We start from the raw sequence: 13852 nt of genomic DNA, 5'->3' as shown, positions 1-13852 counted from the left end.
TCGTGATCGGCGTCGCCGGGGTCGGCGCAGCCGCCCTTCCGGCCACCGCCGATCCAGCCCGAGGCGGCACCCCGCCGCCGGCCGCTTCGGCCGCAGCACCGGCCGCCGCGGGCGGCACGCACACCGTCACCCTCATCACCGGCGACCGCGTCACCGTGACCGACCTCGCGGGCGGCACGCACGCGGTCGCGATCGACGCCGTCGACCCGGGAGAGGCCTTCCAGACCATCGAGGTCGAGGGCGAGTTGCACGTGCTGCCGAGGTCGGCCATGCCCTTCGTCACGGCGGGCGTCGTCGACGGCGACCTGTTCAACGTCAGCCGCCTCATCGAGTACGGCTACGACGACGCCTCCGTCGACGCAACCCCGGTGATCCTCGAGCTCGACGACGCGTCATCGGCCCGCAGCTTCTCGGCGCCCGTGCCGGGCATCGACGTCGGCGCGCCGCTCGCGAGCATCGGCGGTGCGGCCGCGTCGGCCGAGCACGCGAGTGCGGAGTCGACCTGGGCCGCGCTGACGGATGCCGCGGCCTCCGATGCCCGTAGCTTCAGCGCACCAGGCGCGGTGAGCCTCGGCGGCGGCGTCGCCGCGATCCACCTCGACGGCAAGGTGCAGGCGACGCTCGACTCGAGCGTGCCCTACATCGGTGCGCCCGCGGCGTGGGCGGCCGGATACACCGGAGACGGCGTGACCGTCGCCGTGCTCGACACCGGATACGACGACACCCACCCCGACCTCGCGGGCCGCGTGCTCGCCGACTCGACCAGCTTCGTTCCCGACGAGTCCGTCTCCGACGACCCGAACGGCCACGGCACGCATGTCGCCTCGACGATCGCCGGCACGGGAGCCGCGAGCGGCGGAACCCACCGCGGTGTCGCCGACGGCGCGAACCTGCTCGTCGGCAAGGTGCTGAGCGCCACCGGCGAGGGCCAGGACTCGTGGATCATCTCCGCCATGGAGTGGGCCGCGGACCGCGCCGACATCGTCTCGATGAGCCTCGGCACCCGCTACGGCGACGACGGCACCGACCTCATGTCGCAGGCCCTGAACGTGATCTCGGCCGAGACCGACGCGCTCTTCATCGTCGCCGCCGGAAACTCGAGCGCGCCGGAGACGGTCGGCTCGCCCGGTTCCGCTGCGAGCGCCCTCACCATCGGTTCGGTCGACGACCCCAGCGGCGAGCTCTCGTGGTTCTCGAGCCAGGGGCCGCTCGTGCGCTCCGGCGCGCTGAAGCCCGACCTCGCCGGTCCGGGCAACGACGTCACGGCCGCCCGCTCGGCGGACAGCCCCGGCGAGGGGTCGTACATCGGCATGAGCGGCACGTCGATGGCGACCCCGCACGTCGCGGGCGCCGCGGCGATCGTGAAGCAGCAGCATCCGGAGTACACCGGCGCGCAACTGCGGGCGGCGCTCACGAGCACGGCGACGGATGTCGGGCTCACGCCCTACCAGGTCGGCTCCGGCGTCGTCGACGTCGCCGCGGCGACCGAGGCCGACGTCGTGGCATCCGGGTCTGGCGACTTCGGCATGCTGACGTGGGGCGAGGACGCGACGCCGGTCACCCGCACGATCGAGTACGCGAACCGCGGCGCCGCCGAGGTCACGGTCGACCTGGCGGCGACGCTCACCGACACCACGCCCGGCGCGGGCGGCGGCATCGAGGCCGGTCGCGCGGCCGACGCATCCGGCACCGCCGAAGCATCCGACGTGCTCACGATGGATGCCGCCTCGCTCACGATCCCGGCGGGCGAGACCCGATCGGTCGTGCTCACGGCCGACCCGGCGAAGGTGCCGGCCGGAGTGCAGCTCTCGGGCGTGCTCACCGCCGCCGTCGCCGGCGACCCGGTCACCCGCACCGCGCTCGGCATCATCGCGGAGGCGGAACGCTACGACCTCACCGTCACGGCGACCGACTTCGCGGGCGAGCCGCTCGAGACCTCCGGGTGGATCTGGAACGCCGCGACCGGCTGGTACACCTCCTTCGGCGTTCCCGGCGAGACCACGCTGCGCCTGCCCGCCGGTCTCTACTCGGTGATGTCGTTCATGGACGTCGCCCGCGACGCCGACACCCAGGCGATCGCGCTCGTCGGCGACCCCGACGTCGTGCTCGACGGTGCGGCGAGCGTCGCGTTCGACGCGCGGGCCACGAAGCCCGTGACCGTCGACGTCGGCGAGAAGGGGCTCGAGGCCACGGTGCGCCGCATGGACTACAAGGTCGACGGCTTCACGGGCAGCGCCCTCGCGCCGGTCTGGGTCGATGAGCTCTACGCCCAGCCGATGGATGCGCCAGAGGCCGAGAGCTTCGACTTCACCACGCGGTGGCGCCTGCAGGAGCCGACGCTGTCGCTGACGGCGGGCAAGGAGCAGCTCGACCTCATCCCGCAGGTCGGCTCGACCCTGCTCGACGGCCGGATCCGCGCCGGCGCGGTCGCCGTGGGCCTCGGCAGCGTCGAGGAGTTCGCCGCGGTCGACGTGAAGGGCAAGGTCGCGGTCGTGACCCGTTCCGACGTCGTCTCGGCGCCCGAGCGTTCGGCGAACGCCGTCGCCGCGGGTGCTGCGTTGCTGCTCACCGTCAACGACGGCGACGGGGAGCTCAGCGAGTGGGTCGGCTCCGACGACTACACCGCCGACACCCCCATCCCGGTCGCCGCGGTCAGCGGCGTGCAGGGACGCCGGGTGCTCGACGCGATCGCGAAGAAGCCGGTCACCGTGAGCGGCACGGGAATCCCGAACGCCGACGAGATCTGGGACATCGCCCGCTACAGCGACGGCTCGGTGCCCCAGAAGCTCGACTACCGGCCGAAGAAGCTCGCCCGCATCGACACGACCTACTACGGCGACCCGGCCACGGTCGGCGAGTACCGGTACGACTTCGTGCCGGGAACCGAGTACGGATCGGGCTTCCCGATGCGCACGACGCGTGGCCTCGAGCGCACCGAGTGGGTCAACACCGACCAGGTCGAGTGGTACCAGGACGCGTCGGTCGTCGACGCCGGGTGGGAGGTCCGCGACATCCAGCGGGCGTACGAGCCCGGACAGAAGGTCGAGACGAGCTACTTCGGCTCGATCGTGCGTCCGTACGTCGGGCCCGGGTACTGGGCGCCGAACCGCACCGGCGACTACGCGCAGGTCAACCTGCCGTCGTGGGCCGACGGCGCGAATGCCGATCACACGGGTGCCTTCGACACGTACTCCGGCGCCGCCGACCGGTCGCAGCTCACCGAGGTCTACCTCGACGGCGAGCTCGCAGCATCGGCGCCGTTCCAGGGTGCGACCGTCTGGGACCTGCCCGACGGCGAATCCGAGTGGCGGGTCGTGAACACCGCGACCCACGACGGCACGTACCTGGCATCCTCGACCTCGACCACGACCGAGTGGACGTTCCGGTCCACGGGCACGGCGAGCGACTCCAGTCGGCAGCTGCTGCCGATGCTGCAGGCCGTCTACGACGTCGACCTCGACGACTCGGGCAAGGCGGGCGCCGAGCGCAAGCGCGGCGGCTCGGTCGAGCTCGGGCTCGAAGTCGGACACGTCGCCGAGGCATCCGGCATCGCGGCGGTCTCCGGCGCGACGCTCGAGGCGCGGGTCGCCGGCGGCGCCTGGAAGACGGTCGCGCTCAAGAAGACCTCGGCCGACACGGAGGTCGATGCGCCGTCGCCCGACGGTGCGCCGATGTTCTCCGAGGGGCGCGACCTCGTCACGGCGTACGCGGCCAAGCTGGCCGTGCCCGACGCCGGCGCGTGGGTCGACCTGCGGGTGACGGCGACGGATGCCGCGGGCGCGACCTTCAGCCAGGAGATCGAGCGGGCGTTCGAGGTCGCACCCGCGAAGAAGGGCGGCGGGAACGGCGGCCACCCCGGGAACGGCGGCGGTGGGCACGGCGGCGGAGGTCACGGCGGGAACGGCGGCGGCGGTCACGGCGGCTGGGGCTGGCCCGGCTGGCACGGTGGCGGCCACCCCTGACCTGATCGGGAGGCGATCGCGCGATCGGGAGGACCGGACCTGCGGGTTCGGTCCTCCCTTCCGTGCGGGATCCTCCCGAACGTTCAGTCGAGCGGGAGTTCGTCGCCCGGGGTGTCGCCCGCGGCTGCGACGCCCCGGCGGCGACGCCGAACCCGCGGCTCGTCGAGTCCGAGGTGCACGCGCGTGCGCCGGCGCTCGATCACGATGAAGGTCGCGCCGAGCACCCAGAGCGGCACCTGCGTGAGGAACGCGATGCGGAACGCCTCGAGCGTGTACGAGGCGGGCGTGCCGGCACCCTGGAAGTCCATCGCGAGACCGATGAAGAGGATCGCGAGCAACGCCGCGAGGAACCCGCCGACGTTCACGATGCCCGTCGCCGTGCTGAGGCGATGCGCCGGGTTGAACGTGCGCGCGTGGTCGAAGCCGATCATCGACGCGGGCCCACCCGTGCTCATCGCGAACGCGAGCACGAACAGCAGCCAGAGCGGCGCCTGCCCGGGCCAGCCGATCACGACGAGCCAGATCACGGCCTGCAGCGCGATGATCGGCAGCACGAGCATGCGTGAGCGACGCATCGGGTGCCGGCTCGAGAGTGCGCCGATGACCGGCCCCGAGAGCATGCCGCACACGACGTAGACGCTGAACACGAGCGACGCGACCGGCGCGGTGAGCCCCTGGCCGACCGTGAGGAACGGGAACCCCCAGAGCAGCATGAACGCCGTGCCCGAGAACGGCGTCGTGAAGTGCGACCAGAACGCGAGCCGCGTCGCCGGGTGCGCCCACGACTGGCGGAACCCCTCGCGGAAGTCGACCGACGACCGCACGATCTGGATCGCGCCGGTCTGGGTGTCGACCGAGACGTCCTCGGCACGATCGGGCGGACGGTTGCGGATCACGGCGAAGGTCAGCACGGTGAACAGCACCCCGAGGCCGGCGAGGCTGCCGAACGCGATCGTCCAGGTGGTCGCGTGCAGCAGCGCGGCGAGCGGGAAGATCGCGGCGAGCTGACCGAACTGGCCGAGGATGCCGGTCATCTGCACGAGGAACGGCGCCTGCCTGGCCGGGAACCACACGGCGACCACGCGCAGCACGCTCGGGAACACGGCCGCGTCACCGGCGCCGACGAGCATGCGGGCGACGATCGCCCAGCCGACATCGGGCGCGAACGCGAGCACGGCCTGCCCGATCGCCATGAGCGCCATGCCGATGGTGATCATCGGTCGAGCGCCGATGCGGTCGAGCAGCACGCCGACCGGGATCTGCATGCCGCCGTACACCGCGAGCTGGATCACGGCGAACATCGACAGCGTCGACGCGTCGGCGTCGAATCGCACGGCGGCGTCGACGCCGACCGCCGAGAGCGAGGTACGGTTCGTGATCGAGAGCATGTACGCGGCGACGCCGACGCCCCAGATCAACCACAGCCGCCACGGCGGCACCGTGGAGAACGGGGATGCCGCGGGGGTGGGAATGCTCACCCGTCCATCTTCACCCCGTCGAGTGGAAGTCTCGAACACGGTGACGTTGGCTTGGTCGCATACCGTCTAGTCGGTATGCTGGCTCCATCACACGACCGCGAACTCGAAGGGGAGACGCGTGCAGAGGTTCGAGAGCAGCGTAGCGCTCATCACGGGCGGCAGCCGGGGCATCGGCCTCGCGATCGCGAAACGCCTCGCGACCGAGGGGGCGAAGGTCGTGATCACGGGCCGCTCCGAGGAGTCGCTCGAAACGGCCGTCGCCGAGATCGACGCGGCCGCCGGGGCCGGGCGCGCCACCGGCATCGCGGGCAAGGCCGACGATCCGGCGCATCGCGCGGCGGTCTTCGCCCGCATCGCCGACGAGCACGGCCGGATCGACCATCTCGTGAACAACGCGGGCATCAACCCGGTGTACGGGCCGGTGCTCGAGGTCGAGCCGTCCGCGATCCGCAAGATCCTCGAGGTCAACGTCATCGCCGCGCTCGAGTGGACCCGAGACGCGGTCGCCGCGGGGCTCACCCGTTCGATCGTGAACCTCTCGTCGATCTCCGCGGTGTCCGCGGCGCCCGGCATCGCGTTCTACGGCGTCTCGAAGGCGGCGCTCGTGAACCTCACGATCCAGCTCGCGCACGAGCTCGCGCCCGGCATCCGCGTCAACGCCGTCGCGCCCGCGGTCGTCAAGACCGCGTTCGCCCGGGCGCTCTACGAAGGCCGCGAGACCGAGGTCGCCGCCGAGTACCCGCTGCAGCGCCTCGGCGTTCCCGACGACGTGGCGGGTCCCGTTGCGTTCCTCCTCTCCGAGGATGCCGCGTGGATCACCGGGCAGACGATCCTCATCGACGGCGGCGCGAGCCTGCGGCCGATCGGCTGAAGCCGGCCCACCCGACGACGACGCCCGGCGCCGGCCCGCGACCTCCGCTCGCGACATCCGCCACCGACATCCGCCACTGACATCCGCCACCGACATCCCGAACCCGACACAGAGACGAGAACCACATGAAGGACACCAACGTCGCCGACGACGTGATGCGAGCGGCCGTCGAGTTGTTCGCCGCGAACGGGTACGCGAACACGAGCGTGCAGCAGGTCGTCGAGGCGGCCGGCGTCACCAAGGGCGCGATGTACCACTACTTCCAGTCGAAGGACGACCTGCTCTTCGGCATCTACGACCGCATGCTCTCGCTGCAGAAGGAGCACCTCGACGCCATCATCGAGCGCGGGGGAGCGGTCGGCGACGTCGTGCGGGCCGTGTGCGTCGACGTCATCGAGACGTCGATCGACTTCCTGCCTGAGGGCACCGTGTTCTTCCGCAGCATGCACATGCTCACGGCGCCCAGGCAGTCCGAGGTCACCCGCCGGCGGCGCGACTACAACGACACGTTCGCGGCGCTCATCGAGCAGGGGCAGGCCGAGGGGCTGTACCGCAGCGACATCCCGCGCCCGGTGCTCATCGCGAACTTCTTCGCCGACGTGCACTACCTCTCGCACTGGTACTCGCCCGAGGGGCCAGAGGGCAAGACGCTCCTCGCCGAGCAGCTGACCGACCTGTACCTCGCCGGCATCGATGCGCGGGCGGCGAACGGCGGCGCGCGATGAGCGAGCGGATGCCGCAGGCGAGCGCCGCGGCGACCGTCGCCGTCGAGGCTGGCGCACTGCCGGACGCCATGCGCGCGTGGCGGGTCGTGCGCCACGGCGAGCCCGTCGACGTGCTCGAACTGCACGACGTGCCGGTGCCGACGCCAGGACCGGGCGAACTGCTGCTGCGCACGGGTGCGGTCGCGGTGAACTTCCCCGACGTGCTGCTCTGCCGTGGCGAGTACCAGGTGCGTCCGGAGCTGCCGTTCGTGCCGGGCATCGAGCTCGTCGGCGAGGTCGTCGCGGTGGGCGACGGCGTCACCGCATCCGCAGCTGCGGCCGGCCTGCGCGCGTTCGAGCCGGGCGACCGGGTCGTCGCCTCGCACATCGGCGTGCTCTCGGAGTACGCGATCGTGAAGGCGGATGCCGCGCACCTCGCGCCCGCGTCGCTCGACGACGTGCAGGCGGCCGGGCTCGTCATCGCCTACCAGACGGCGTGGTTCGGGCTGCACCGTCGGGCCGCGCTGCAGCCGGGCGAGACGCTGCTCGTGCACGCGGCGGCCGGCGGGGTCGGCACCGCGGCCGTGCAGCTCGGCGTCGCGGCCGGCGCCCGAGTGATCGCCGTCGTCGGATCCGCCGCCAAGGCCGAGACCGCCCGCGCCGCTGGCGCCGAGACCGTCATCGTGCGCGCCGAGACCGAGGACTTCGCCGCCGTCGTCAACGAGCTCACGAACGGGCGCGGCGCCGACGTCGTGTTCGACCCGGTGGGCGGCGACGCCTTCACGCGCACGACGAAGTGCATCGCGTTCGAGGGTCGCATCGTCGTGGTGGGCTTCGCGAGCGGCGAGATCCCGCCCGTGCGCGCGAACCACGCGCTCGTCAAGAACTACTCGGTGCTCGGGCTGCACTGGGCGCTCTACCAGCAGATCCGGCCCGAACTCGTGCGAGAGGCGCATGCCGAGCTCGTGCGGCTCGCGGATGCCGGGGCGATCTCGCCCGTCGCGGGCGGGGTCGTCGACTTCGCGGACGCGCCCTCGGCGATCCAGGAGCTCGCGGGCGGGGCCACCGTCGGGCGGCTCGTCGTGCGCGTCGGCGGGTCGGGGGACCGGGCGTGAACGAGGTGTCGACGGCGGTCGCGGCATCCGCTGCTCGCGTCGATCTCGACCTCGGCGGCCGTGTCGCCCTCGTGACCGGCGGCGCGCGCGGACTCGGCGCGGCCTACGTGCGCGCCCTGCACGCGGCGGGCGCCCGGGTGGTCGCCGCCGACCTGCTCGACGACGAGGGTCGCGCGCTCGCCGCCGAGCTCGGCGAGCGGGCGCGGTTCGTGCACCTCGACGTGACCGACGAGGATTCGTGGGCGTCGGCCGTCGCGGCGTCGATCGACGCCTTCGGCTCGATCGACGTGCTCGTGAACAACGCCGGCATCGCGAACGCCGCGCCCATCGAGCACCTCACCCTCGCCAAATGGGACGCCGTGATCGCAGTGAACCTCACGGGCGTGTTCCTCGGATGCCGCGCTGTCGTGCCCGCGATGAAGGCGCAGGGCTCGGGCTCGATCATCAACATCTCCTCGGTCGAGGGCATGCGCGGATCTCCCGGGCTGCACGGCTACACGGCGTCGAAGTTTGGCGTGCGCGGGCTCAGCCAGTCGCTCGCGGTCGAGCTCGGGGCCTCCGGCATCCGGGTGAACTCGGTGCATCCGGGGCTGATCCTCACCGACATGACCTCCCGCATCGACCCGTCGAAGCTCGACATCCCGCTCGGGCGCCCGGCGATGCCCGACGAGGTCGCCGGCACGATCGTGTTCCTCGCGAGCGACGCGTCGTCGTTCACGAGCGGCGCGGAGTTCGTCGTCGACGGCGGCATGATCGCGGGCATCCCGCACCACTGATCGCGTGGTGTGCGCGCCGCGCCGCGCCGCCCCGCGCCCGGCTGCGCCGCGCCGATCGAGTGCGCCGAGGGGTCACGATGCGTCGACTCCCGGCATCCGGATGCCGCACTTCGTGACCCCCCGGCGAACGCACGCCGCGTGTCGGAGCTGCGGCGCGCCCCGTGACGCAGTGACGGTCGGCTACACGTTCAGCGTCGGGAAGGTCCAGCTGCCGTCGGCGATCTCGGCGCGCGGGCGGTAGAGCCGCACGAGGTAGTTCCAGCCCTCGGTGATCGGGATCGCGTTCGGCACGTCGGCCGGATAGTCGCCGAAGCGCACGGTCGTCGATCCGTCGGCATTGCGCACGCCGGTGATGTTGTTCACCGTGTACGCACCGCGCTCGTTGGGCTCGAAGAACCCCTTCGCGTTGTAGACCGAGATCGACCAGAAGCCGTCGACCGGGACATCCGCCACCGTGAGTTCGTAGGTGCCGACCGGCAGTCGCGGGTCGACGCCGAGGTACGACGCCTCGCTGCTCGGGAGGCCGCCCCAGCCCGCGGCGGTGCCGATGAGGTGACGCACCGGGTCGACCTCGTGCTTCGCGCCGAACGTGCGGTCGAAGCCCGTGAGGTTGCGGGCGAGGGCGAGCAGTGCGTCGCGGGTCTCGTCGAGCGAGGCGGTGTCGTACTCGGGGGACTCGAACGGGGTCGCGTCGGCGCCGGTGGCGAGTGAGATGGCGTCCTGGATCGCGGCGACCGCGGCGATGTCGGCCGGGTCGGCGGGGTCGACGAGCGTGCGCACGGCGACCACGACGTACGGCGTGCCGAAGCGCTCGGCGGTGATCTCGTACTCGCCCGGATCGTGGAAGACGGCGTCGATGTAGTGGTCCTCGTTGACGACCATCGCCGAGAGGTAGCGATCGCCGTGCTCGGGGAGCGTCAGCGTGGCGCCGGCCGTGGCATCGACCACCGCGAAGCTGTAGAGCGTGTCGCGGTTCATGCGGATCACGGCCTGCTCCTCGACCGACGCGGGCTCGCGATTGTGCAGGAACCGGCCGACGCCGCCGGCATTTCGCTGCAGGTCGTGGAACATGCGGTCGGTCTCGGCGCGGGCGAAGTTGTCGACGTTCACGTGGATGCTCACCGTCCGATCGTCGCACGCACCCTCGCACGGGAGGTCGAGGCGGCGGTGGGCGGCGCGTCGCGCGAGTGCGGAACTCGGGCATACCGTCTGGTCGGTATCTGTTGTACAGTGACCTTGCAACCGACACGAAGAGGTGCCGATGAACCACACGCCGAGCGGCGCGGAGCAGACCTCCGCCGCTGCATCCGTTCCCGAACCGCGATTGCGGGTCGACCAGCTGACCGTGCGCTTCGGCGGGCTCACCGCGCTCGACGACGTCTCGTTCGAGGTCGGCGCGGGCGAGGTCGTCGCCCTCATCGGCCCCAACGGCGCGGGCAAGACCACGGTGTTCAACGCCGTGTGCGGTCTCGTGCGGCGGGCCGCCGGCGAGATCCGCATCGACGGCGTCTCCGCGCCGAGTCGTCCGACCGGGCTCGTCACCCGGCGCGTCGCCCGCACGCTCCAGGGCCTCGGCCTCTTCGACTCGATGAGCGTGCTCGAGAACGTGCTCGTGCCACTCGAATCGGGTGCGAGCGGTCGAGCGGTCGGTCGTACGTCGCGCGCCGACGCCACGACGCAGGCGAGCGGATGCCTCGAGCGGCTCGGCATCGCCCACCTCGCGTCACGGCCGGTCGCCGCCCTGCCCTACCCCGAGCGCAAGCGCGTCGCACTCGCACGCGCCCTCGTGACGGGTCCGACCCTGCTGCTGCTCGACGAGCCGGCCGGCGGACTCGGCGAAGAGGACATCGACGCGCTCGCCGACGTCGTGCGCGCGGTCGCGGCATCCGGATGCTCGGTGCTGCTCGTCGAACACCACGTGGACTTCGTGATGGGCGTCGCCGACCGCATCGTCGTGCTCGACTTCGGACGCGTCATCGCTTGCGGCACGCCCGACGAGGTGCGTGCCGACCCCCGCGTCGAAGAGGCGTACCTCGGGATCGAGCCGGCCGCATGAGCGCGCAACCGCACGCCACCGCAGCTGCCGTTCGCAGTGCGCGCGACGCCCTCCGCGTCGCGGAGCGCGCCGGCGCCGAGCTGCACCTCGACGGCCTGACCGCCGGCTACGGCGGCGCGCCCGTGCTGCGCGGCGTCGACGTGCGCGTGCCGGCCGGCACGATCCTCGCCCTGCTCGGAGCGAACGGAGCGGGCAAGACCACGCTGCTCCGCACCGTGTCGGGACTCGTGCCCGCGGCATCCGGTCGCATCGTGTTCGACGGCGTCGACCTGGCCGGCGTCTCGGTCGAGGACCGCGCCCGCGCCGGACTCGCGCAGGTGCCCGAGGGACGCAGCGTCGTGGCCGAGCTCACCGTCGACGAGAACCTGCGCCTCGGTGGCCTGCAGCGCTTCCGCGGGCGGCGGCTCACCGCGGCCGTCGACGGCGTCTACGAGATGTTCGAGCCGCTCGCGCGCCGCCGTCGCTCCGCCGGGCACCAGCTCTCGGGCGGCGAGCGGCAGATGCTCGCGCTCGGCCGGGCGATCATCGCCGAGCCGCGCGTGCTGCTGCTCGACGAGCCCTCGCTCGGGCTCGCGCCCCGCGTGGTCGCCCAGATCATGGCCGTGCTGCGCACGCTGCGCGACGAGCGCGGCCTCACGGTGCTGCTCGCCGAGCAGAACGTCACGAGCGCCCTCGCCGTCGCCGACCACGGCGTCGTGCTGAACCTCGGCGAGGTCGTCGCCGATCGTCCGGCCGAAGACCTCCGCACCGACTCCGCCCTCCGCCACGCCTACCTGGGATTCTGATGGACCGCCTCCTCTTCCTCCTCGCCACCGGCCTCGCGCGCGGCGCGATCTTCGCGCTGTTCGCCCTCGCCCTCGTGCTCATCTGGCGCGCCGCGCGCGTCGTGAACTTCGCCCAGGGGGCGATGGCCGTCGTCGCGACCTACGTCGCCTTCGCCGTCACCGGACTCACCGGCTCGTACTGGATCGGCCTCGCGAGCGCCCTCGTCGCGGGCGGCCTGATGGGCCTTATCGTCGAGCGCGGGGTGATGCGCTTCGCGACGCATGCGTCACCCCTTTCGGGCGTGATCATCGCGATCGGCGTGGTGATGGTGCTGCAGTCGTTGCTCGGCATCGCGTTCGGACCGAACGCGCGCCCGATGGAGGCGCCGTTCCCCGAGACGCCGATCGTGCTCGGCGGGGTGCCCGTGCTCTCGCCGTACGACCTGTTCGTGCTCGTCGTGGCGATCGGGCTCATGGGCGTGCTCGCGCTGCTCTTCACGCGCACCTCGCTCGGCCTGCAGCTGCGCGCCTCGGCATTCGCGCCCGAGGTGTCGCGCCTGCTCGGCGTGCGCGTGGCCCGCATGGTCACGGCCGGATGGGTGCTCGCGTCGGCCGTGGGCGCCCTCGCGGCGCTGCTGCTCGTGCCGACCGAGCTCGGCCTCAACCCGCACTCGGCCGACCTGCTCTTCGTCTCGGCGTTCACGGTCGCCGTGGTCGGCGGGCTCGACTCGCCGCCCGGCGCGCTCATCGGGGGACTCGTCGTCGGGGTGCTCATCAGCCTCGTGACCGGATACCTCGGCGCGACCGTCGCCCCCATCGCGGTGCTCGGGCTGCTCGTGGCCGTGCTGCTCGTGCGCCCCGGCGGGCTCTTCGCCGCGACCGAGGCGAGGACCGCATGAGCGCCGACGCCCAGGAGCCCCGCACAGCCGGGCCGCTCACCACGAGCATCCGCGCGAGCGGGAGCGCGAACGGCCGTGCGGGTGCACGCCGCCCGACCCCGCGCCTGCTCGTCACCGCGCTCGTGCTCACGCTCGTCGCGATCGGCGCGACGTTCTTGCTCGACCCGTACCGCAACTACCAGTTCGCCCTCATCGCCGCGACGTTCTGCGCGACCGCAGGGCTCACGCTGCTGATCGGCCTCACCGGTCAGCTCTCGCTCGGGCACGCCGCGCTCATGGCCGCCGGCGGGTACGGCTACGCGCTCGCTTCGAACGCGCTGACCGACGCAGGGGTCGACGGCGTGCCGCGTTTCGTGGTGTCGCTCGCGGCGGCGGTCGCGGCATCCGCCCTGCTGGGCCTGCTGCTCGGGCTCGCCGCCGCGCGCCTCAAGGGGCCGTACCTCTCGGGCGTGACGCTCGTGCTCGTGATCGCGCTGCCCGCGTTCACCTCGGTGTTCTCGGGCGTGTTCCGCGGCGACCAGGGCGTGCAGATCGCGTACGACGGGGTGCCCGAGGCGCTGCGCACGCTCATCGCCGTCGAGCAGTGGCAGGCGTGGGTCGCGATCCTCGTGGCCGCGGCAGTCGTGACCTGGCTCGCGGTGCTGCGCAACGGGCCCGCCGGCCTGGGCATGCGCGCCGTGCGCGACGACGAGACCTCCGCCCGGCTGCAGGGCGTGCGCGCCGGACGCGTGAAGGTGCTCGCCTTCACCGCGAGCTCGATCGCGGCCGGTGCGGGCGGCGCGGTGCTCTGCTTCGTGACCCAGTCGGTGAGCCCCGGCGCCTACACGCTCGCGTTCTCGCTGCTGCTCGTCGTGGCCGTCGTGATCGGCGGACTCGGCAGCCTGCTCGGCGCGTTCCTCGGGTCGATCGTGATCGTCATGCTGCCGTGGGTCATCCAGACCGCGACCGGCGCGCTCGACCTCTCGGCCGACGCCGCCCAGCGCCTCACGGGCAACCTGCCCGTGCTCGTGTTCGGCGTGCTGCTCATCGTCGTGACGGCGGCCTGGCCGGGCGGCATTCGCGGGGTGCTTCCGAAGCGGATGCCGCGACGCGGCGCCTCCGCGACGCCGTCGGCCGTCGTGCCGGCGCCCGACAACGTGCCCGAGCTCGACTCCGCGCCCGCGCCCGCCCCCGAACCTCGCACCAGCTCCGCAGCAGAACCCATCCCCACCACAACAGAGAGGTGAC

General features: G+C 72.5%; 11 protein-coding genes. 9 read left to right on the top strand and 2 right to left on the bottom strand.

The window, feature by feature from the left end:
- Positions 1 to 2: 2 nt before the first annotated feature.
- A complete protein-coding gene (locus ATC03_RS16440; RefSeq protein ID WP_152030988.1) occupies positions 3 to 3962 on the top strand; it encodes a S8 family peptidase in 3960 nt (1319 codons plus the stop codon).
- An 83-nt stretch (positions 3963 to 4045) separates the two neighbouring features.
- Here the strand turns inward: ATC03_RS16440 and ATC03_RS16435 are convergent, their stop codons facing one another.
- Entirely contained in the window at positions 4046 to 5434 is a 1389-nt protein-coding gene (locus ATC03_RS16435) for an MFS transporter (protein ID WP_418118922.1), read from the bottom strand.
- Positions 5435 to 5558: 124 nt separating this feature from the next.
- On the opposite strand from ATC03_RS16435, the gene ATC03_RS16430 reads away from it, so the two are divergent.
- From ATC03_RS16430 to ATC03_RS16415, 4 genes are all read left to right on the top strand, one after another.
- A complete protein-coding gene (locus ATC03_RS16430; protein WP_067879440.1) occupies positions 5559 to 6311 on the top strand; it encodes an SDR family oxidoreductase in 753 nt (250 codons plus the stop codon).
- Between the two features lie 125 nt (positions 6312 to 6436).
- Positions 6437 to 7036 (top strand): TetR/AcrR family transcriptional regulator, encoded by a 600-nt coding sequence (locus tag ATC03_RS16425; RefSeq protein ID WP_067879438.1) that lies wholly within the window; start codon positions 6437 to 6439, stop codon positions 7034 to 7036.
- On the top strand, positions 7033 to 8130 hold the full coding sequence (locus ATC03_RS16420) for an NADPH:quinone oxidoreductase family protein (protein WP_227820136.1): 1098 nt from the start codon (positions 7033 to 7035) through the stop codon (positions 8128 to 8130). The genes ATC03_RS16425 and ATC03_RS16420 overlap by 4 nt, the downstream gene beginning before the upstream one ends.
- Positions 8131 to 8135: 5 nt before the next feature.
- Entirely contained in the window at positions 8136 to 8906 is a 771-nt protein-coding gene (locus ATC03_RS16415) for a glucose 1-dehydrogenase (RefSeq protein WP_067882448.1), read from the top strand.
- Positions 8907 to 9086: 180 nt separating this feature from the next.
- Here the strand turns inward: ATC03_RS16415 and ATC03_RS16410 are convergent, their stop codons facing one another.
- Positions 9087 to 10028 carry a DUF1214 domain-containing protein gene (locus tag ATC03_RS16410; protein WP_067879436.1) on the bottom strand — a complete coding sequence of 314 codons (942 nt, stop codon included), beginning with the start codon at positions 10026 to 10028 and terminating at the stop codon, positions 9087 to 9089.
- A 139-nt stretch (positions 10029 to 10167) separates the two neighbouring features.
- On the opposite strand from ATC03_RS16410, the gene ATC03_RS16405 reads away from it, so the two are divergent.
- Genes ATC03_RS16405 through ATC03_RS16390 form a run of 4 tightly spaced genes read left to right on the top strand, consistent with a single transcriptional unit; the run spans position 10168 to position 13851 of the window.
- Positions 10168 to 10962: an ABC transporter ATP-binding protein gene (locus tag ATC03_RS16405; protein WP_067879433.1), complete on the top strand. Its 795-nt coding sequence runs from the start codon at positions 10168 to 10170 to the stop codon at positions 10960 to 10962.
- Positions 10959 to 11747, top strand: a complete 789-nt coding sequence (locus ATC03_RS16400) for an ABC transporter ATP-binding protein (protein WP_084003568.1) — start codon at positions 10959 to 10961, stop codon at positions 11745 to 11747. The genes ATC03_RS16405 and ATC03_RS16400 overlap by 4 nt, the downstream gene beginning before the upstream one ends.
- Positions 11747 to 12625, top strand: coding sequence for a branched-chain amino acid ABC transporter permease (locus ATC03_RS16395; RefSeq protein WP_067879430.1), 879 nt, complete (start codon positions 11747 to 11749; stop codon positions 12623 to 12625). The genes ATC03_RS16400 and ATC03_RS16395 overlap by 1 nt, the downstream gene beginning before the upstream one ends.
- The gene (locus ATC03_RS16390; RefSeq protein ID WP_084003567.1) at positions 12622 to 13851 is read left to right on the top strand and encodes a branched-chain amino acid ABC transporter permease; all 1230 of its coding nucleotides are present in this window, start codon (positions 12622 to 12624) and stop codon (positions 13849 to 13851) included. Before ATC03_RS16395 ends, ATC03_RS16390 begins: the two co-directional genes overlap by 4 nt.
- Position 13852: the final 1 nt, after the last annotated feature.

Source organism: Agromyces aureus (assembly GCF_001660485.1).
GTDB classification, from domain to species: domain Bacteria; phylum Actinomycetota; class Actinomycetes; order Actinomycetales; family Microbacteriaceae; genus Agromyces; species Agromyces aureus.
This window is presented reverse-complemented; position numbering and strand designations above follow the sequence as displayed.